Source organism: Psychromarinibacter sediminicola (assembly GCF_029168335.1).
Classification (GTDB): Bacteria; Pseudomonadota; Alphaproteobacteria; order Rhodobacterales; family Rhodobacteraceae; genus Psychromarinibacter; species Psychromarinibacter sediminicola.
Window position 1 is genome coordinate 1 of record NZ_JARGYC010000153.1, and the last position, 3,720, is coordinate 3,720.

Here is a 3,720-nt window from a genome sequence, read left to right on the forward strand (position 1 = left end):
CGAACTCATCGACTGCTTCACGCACCAGGAATGCGAAAACTACTTCGCCGCCTGCGGATACGATGCAGATTGATCGGAAAACGCTCTAAAGAAAAGATTCCCTGATGCAATTGGAGGCGAAATGGAGGCAAGTGGAATAGTTGCGGCATCTCTCCGCCATGGCGTCGGCTGGTTGGTTGTCAAGGCGATATGCGACTGGGGATACTCCAAGGGCAAAAAGGAGCAGGTGCTTGCTGCGGGAAATGCGGCGCAGTTCGCGATGAAGGTAGTGGGTGTTGTCCAAGAGGCCAGGAATGCCAAGTGATCCAACGGAAGGGCGTCGAGACATGGAAGAGATTAGAGTCGAATTCCTGGAAAGCGCATCTCCAGAATTATCAATGCCACGTAGAGCCACGAACGGTTCATCATGTTTCGATGTTTTCGCAAATCTCCCTGAAGATGCTCAGGCGTCAGGAGTGGTGGTGCCGGCAAAAGAATGGCGGCTGATAGGAACAGGTCTCAAATTTTCAATGAACATTGATTTAGAAGTTCAAGTTAGAAGCCGCTCAGGAATGGCGTTGAAAAGCGGTGTCGCCGTATTGAATTCACCCGGTACTATCGACTCGGATTACCGTGGCGAAATAGGAGTTATCCTAATCAACCATAGCGCCACCGACTATGTTGTACGCCACGGCGATGCGATCGCTCAGCTTGCATTTTCTAGGTCTCTTGAATGTGAATTTGTTGCGGTTGAGCGTCTTGATGAGACAGAGCGAGGCTCGGCAGGATTTGGATCTACTGATACTACTTAAGTGATGGTAGAAATCGGTGAATCGGCGATAAGAATTTCACGGGAGGAGCTATTTGACGTCACTTTGTTTCTATCTGTGAGCAATGGCTTTGAGGAAACCGGCGGGATAGACGTGGAGCTCGAGCATGTTGAGTTTGCACGTCTCGATCAGAGTGACGCAGGTAGCCCATGGCACCTTCATCGCGGCTTGCAAAGAGCGTGTTCCTTCGGCTCACAGAGCGACGCCTCGAATTGTCTGTTCTTTGGCGTTACTTACCTTTCGATGACGATTTCTGGTCTCTGAGAAGCATCTCAATTGGGGACATTCGCGCAACAACCACGTTGTCCCGTTCTGTCGTCGTTGCCTGCCACCAAATGCGTACTTTGCTCGAATGGCGGCAATGCGGGCTGCGACTGCAGCATCTGGAAAACGGAGAGAAGGTCGCCTTTGGGCCGGAAGCACCCTGGCCCGAACGTGGGCTGGAGGGCTTGGCGTGGCGGCGCCATAGGTTCGATTTGAGCCCACTCCCTCTGGCTATCACCTTTGCAGCGAACGTCCGGCCTGGCGAGTCAGAGCAGTCTCGCCCCGGGTCCTTCGCCCGCCAAGTGATCGTTCTCGTTGACGAGAGGACAGCGTTTCACGCTGAGGCAACCGCATCCGATGCACATCGACATCTTGTCCCGAAGCGCGGTGAGCGTCTCGATCCGGCGTGTGAGGTCATCGTGCCAAACCTCGGACATGCGGGCCCAGTCTTCGGTGCTGGGGACCGAATGGGTCGGCAGGCTCGAAAGCGCTTCGGCGATTTCGGACAACGGCACACCCGCGTTCTGGGCGACCTTAATTACCGTAACCCGTCTCAGGACCTCGCGTCGGTACACACGGTGGTTGGCGCTGTTCCGTGTCGAAACAATCAGACCTTTGCGCTCGTAGAAGTGGAGCGTCGAGATGGGCAGGCCACTGCGTTCCGCGACCTGACCGACTGACAAATGGCGCGCAGGCATGAATTCCCCCCTTGACCTCAACCATAGTTGAGGCCGCAGAAAGCCGGCCGTCAAGGAGAATGCGATGGCCGAAGCGACCCCGAATCTGAGTTCTGACGCAGACGCACCTGTCCCGTGGCGCGAGCTCCTGTACAGCACATACACGCCCGCCCTGGCGCTCGTCTGCCTTGCTGTCTGGCTCCATGCGGCGGATGCACTGATCGTCGCGACCTTGTTGCCGTCGATCGTTGCGGAGGTCGGCGGCGCGGGGCTCGTCGGCTGGATTGTTTCGCTCTATGAGATTGCATCCGTCGTCGCCGGAGCCGCCAGCGCGCTTCTGACAATGCGATACGGCCTGAAACGGCCCATGAGCCTCGCGGCCCTTGTCTTTGGCCTGGGATGCCTGATCAGTGCGGTCGCGCCGACGATGCCGCTCGTTCTGACCGGAAGGGCGTTTCAGGGCGCGGGCGGCGGGGGGCTCGTTGCCATGTCCTTCGTCGCAGTCGGCGTGATCTTTCCAAGGCGCTACACGGCACGGGCGATGGCTGCGGTTTCCACCTTTTGGGGCGTATCCGCGTTCCTTGGTCCCCTCATCGGTGGGTTCTTTGCAGAGTTCGTGTCCTGGCGATGGGGTTTCGGGTTTTTCGCCGCTCAGGCTTTCGCCCTGTCGCTCTGGATTGCATTCAGGCCGGAGCACGCCGCACCGGAGAGCCGGACAGCCGCCGTTTTCCCATGGAAACGCCTAATGCTGCTTTGCTCGGCCGTGCTATTGGTGTCCTACGGCGGGGTCGAAATCGAGTTGGTGCAGACCACGATCTGCGTCCTTCTCGGCGCGGCCTGCCTTGCGCTCTTTTTACGGTTGGACGGTCGTGCGCAAGACGGCCGGCTGCTTCCTGTGGCTCCGCTCGACATCCGGAAACCTACAGGATCGGCGCTCGTGTTGATCCTGTCCCTGTCCGTCGCCACCATCGCCATCACCGCTTTCGGCCCGGTCCTTGTGACCGCGATCCACGATGCCTCTGCGCTTACCGTGGGATACATCGTTGCCTGTTCCTCCATAGGCTGGACCTTCATGGCCGTTTTGGTCAGCGGATCGCCAGAACGGCTGGACCGCCTGATGATCGCGCTTGGCATGGCCCTCGTCGTCATCAGTATCGCGGGGTTTCTCTATGCCGTCCCGAATGGACCAATCTGGCTGATAGCAGCCTTCGCAGCGGTGGAAGGGGCGGGCTTCGGAATGGCGTGGACGTTCATCCTCAGGCGCACGACCGCTCTGTCCGATCCCAGGGACGTGCAACGCATCTCCGGTGCGATTCCGACTGTCCAGCGGCTCGGCTACGCGCTGGGTGCGGCCTACATCGGAATCGTCGCCAACGGCTCGGGCTTCGCTACAATGCAGACATCGCAGGAAGCCGCTGACGTGGCGCGTTGGATATTTCTCGGGTGTGTGCCTTTTGCGGTGCTGGGTATACTCGCTATGATCACGCTCGTTCGGAAAAATCCGATGGGGGCTCAAGCACGTCTGGAAGCTTGAAGCGGACGCGTCTGGAGCCGCAGTAAATGTCCACTTCGTCCATACAACCGAGATCCATCACCCATTCGATACTGCACGCAGTTGTGAACGGCCGCTCCGTAAAGCCGCAGCGCCGCGACAGCCAGGTGAGCGAATGTCCGGATTGGGCCGTTGACGGCGAACTGCCGGGCAGTGGGATGGCGGGTCTGCATGTCCTGAAGCACATGCGGGGTCTGTCCGGAGAGGACCTCTGGGAGGGCTGGGGCGAGAATGGCTACTGGCAGGCGTTCTGCTGTGGGCGGTTTCTTCCAGCACAGCGCCCCCTGCGATCGCAGTTCGATGACGCGTCGGCGCCAGCAGATGGGTAGTGCCCCACCGGGTGGTGTAGGAGGCCGCGCGCGGAGCCATCTGGCGTAGCGCAGCGCGCGGCCTGTCTGGTGGCCACCGCGCTTCTTCG

At 59.2% G+C, this 3,720-nt stretch carries 4 protein-coding genes; 3 read left to right on the plus strand and 1 reads right to left on the minus strand.

Features of this window, described 5'->3' with window-relative positions; translation table 11 throughout:
* The first annotated feature begins 121 nt into the window (after nt 1-121).
* Both P1J78_RS24350 and dut read left to right on the plus strand, forming a co-directional pair.
* Nucleotides 122-304 carry a hypothetical protein gene (locus P1J78_RS24350; protein ID WP_275569966.1) on the plus strand — a complete coding sequence of 61 codons (183 nt, stop codon included), beginning with the start codon at nt 122-124 and terminating at the stop codon, nt 302-304.
* Between the two features lie 22 nt (nt 305-326).
* Nucleotides 327-791, plus strand: coding sequence for a dUTP diphosphatase (gene dut / locus P1J78_RS24355; RefSeq protein ID WP_275569967.1), 465 nt, complete (start codon nt 327-329; stop codon nt 789-791).
* A gap of 548 nt (nt 792-1,339) precedes the next feature.
* On the opposite strand, the gene soxR is transcribed toward dut, so the two are convergent.
* On the minus strand, nt 1,340-1,771 hold the full coding sequence (gene soxR, locus P1J78_RS24360) for a redox-sensitive transcriptional activator SoxR (protein WP_275569968.1): 432 nt from the start codon (nt 1,769-1,771) through the stop codon (nt 1,340-1,342).
* 64 nt (nt 1,772-1,835) lie between these two features.
* Between soxR and P1J78_RS24365 the strand changes: the two genes are divergently transcribed.
* A complete protein-coding gene (locus tag P1J78_RS24365) occupies nt 1,836-3,284 on the plus strand; it encodes an MFS transporter (RefSeq protein WP_275569969.1) in 1,449 nt (482 codons plus the stop codon).
* The last annotated feature ends 436 nt before the right edge of the window (nt 3,285-3,720 follow it).

Bases quoted from the DNA above. Each gene is read 5' to 3' on its own strand.
- P1J78_RS24365 (WP_275569969.1), top strand. From the start codon at position 1,836: ATGGCCGAAGCGACCCCGAATCTGAGTTCTGACGCAGACGCACCTGTC.
- dut (WP_275569967.1), top strand. From the start codon at position 327: ATGGAAGAGATTAGAGTCGAATTCCTGGAAAGCGCATCTCCAGAATTA.
- soxR (WP_275569968.1), bottom strand. From the start codon at position 1,771: ATGCCTGCGCGCCATTTGTCAGTCGGTCAGGTCGCGGAACGCAGTGGC.
- P1J78_RS24350 (WP_275569966.1), top strand. From the start codon at position 122: ATGGAGGCAAGTGGAATAGTTGCGGCATCTCTCCGCCATGGCGTCGGC.